The 1,422-nt window shown below is 67.7% G+C and carries 2 protein-coding genes; both read left to right on the top strand.

Annotated elements, in window-relative coordinates; genetic code table 11:
* Positions 1–103: 103 nt before the first annotated feature.
* Positions 104–946, top strand: a complete 843-nt coding sequence (locus RZ84_RS00045) for an IS5 family transposase (RefSeq protein WP_043262603.1) — start codon at positions 104–106, stop codon at positions 944–946.
* On the top strand, positions 943–1,347 hold the full coding sequence (locus RZ84_RS00040; protein WP_043262602.1) for a hypothetical protein: 405 nt from the start codon (positions 943–945) through the stop codon (positions 1,345–1,347). The genes RZ84_RS00045 and RZ84_RS00040 overlap by 4 nt, the downstream gene beginning before the upstream one ends.
* Positions 1,348–1,422: the final 75 nt, after the last annotated feature.

The raw sequence follows: 1,422 nt of genomic DNA, 5'->3' as shown, positions 1-1,422 counted from the left end.
AGAGGGCGGTTCGTGAGTCTTTGGGTGGCTCTGTCGTCGCCTGATGGTGTGGGCACGGGCGGAATCTGCCGGTCCGCAGCCGGTGATCTGCTGGTGTGGCGGAGTGAGTGAACGCAAGCCGTACCCAAGTGACTTATCGGACGAGCAGTGGTCGCTGATCGAGCCGGTGATCGCCGGGTGGAAGGACCGGCACCGTTCGGTCAGCGGCCACCAGGGCGCCTATGCGATGCGGGAGATCGTGAACGCCATCCTCTACCAGGGCCGGACCGGGTGTCAGTGGGCCTACCTGCCGCACGATCTGCCGCCGAAGAGCGCGACGTACTACTACTTCGCGGCTTGGCGGGACGACGGTACCGACCAGGTCATCCACGAGCTCCTGCGCTGCCAGGTCCGTGAGCGGGCCCGGCGATTAGAGGACCCGACCCTGGTGGTGCTGGACACCCAGAGTGTCCATGCGGCCGCCGGGGTCCCCGCCACGACGACCGGCCGGGATCCGGCGAAGAAGGTGCCGGGCCGCAAGCGGGGCCTGGCCGTCGACGTGCTCGGGCTGGTCATCGCCGTCATCGTGCTGGCCGCGAGCACCCACGACAACGCCGCGGGCATCGCACTGCTGGAGCAGGTCGCCGAGCACGCCGGCGGCACCGTCCGCAAGGCCCTGGTCTACCAAGGCTTCAAAAACCAGGTCGTCGCGCATGGAGCCGGCCTGGGCATCGACGTCGAGATCGTCGAACGCAACCCGCAGGATGCGGGGTTCGTTCCGCTGCCCAAGCGGTGGAGGGTCGAGCAGACCTACGGGATCCTGATACTGCACCGGCGTCTGGTCCGCGACTACGAGCACCGCCCCTCCTCCTCCGCCTCCCGCGTCTACTGGGCGATGAGCCATGTCATGGCCCGCCGCCTGACCGGTGCGAACACCCCCACCTGGCGCGAGGCGGTGACAGTGTGAACGTCGAGCCCCTGCTCGACGCGCTTGGCCTCCAGGAGGATGCCGCCCGGGCCCTGGCCGACGGTCTCCGCACCCAGATCACGGAATTGCAGGGGCGATTGCACGAGGCTGAGACCCACCTCGAGCACCTGGCGATCACCCGGAAGACCGTCACCGCCCTCGCCGACCGGCTTCCCGCCCAGGCCACCTCACCCGAACTGCCCGATCACCCGGACTATCCCCACATCCTCGCCGTCTTCAACCAGGCCAGTGGCCCGCTGCGGGCCCGCGATGTCTGCGAAGCCCTCGACCACGAACTGCTGCCAAAGAACATCGAAGGCACTCGCGCCAAGCTGAAACGCCTGGTCAAGCTCGGCATCCTGACCGAGATCGATACCGGCAACTTCGCCAGGAAGCTGTAACCGACGAAGGCCCGCGACCAGCAGCCATGCCCCAACCTCACCTCGAAACGGACCTCAACTCACGAACCGCCCTCT

Source organism: Streptomyces sp. CT34 (assembly GCF_000805335.1).
Taxonomy (GTDB): domain Bacteria; phylum Actinomycetota; class Actinomycetes; order Streptomycetales; family Streptomycetaceae; genus Streptomyces.
This window is presented reverse-complemented; position numbering and strand designations above follow the sequence as displayed.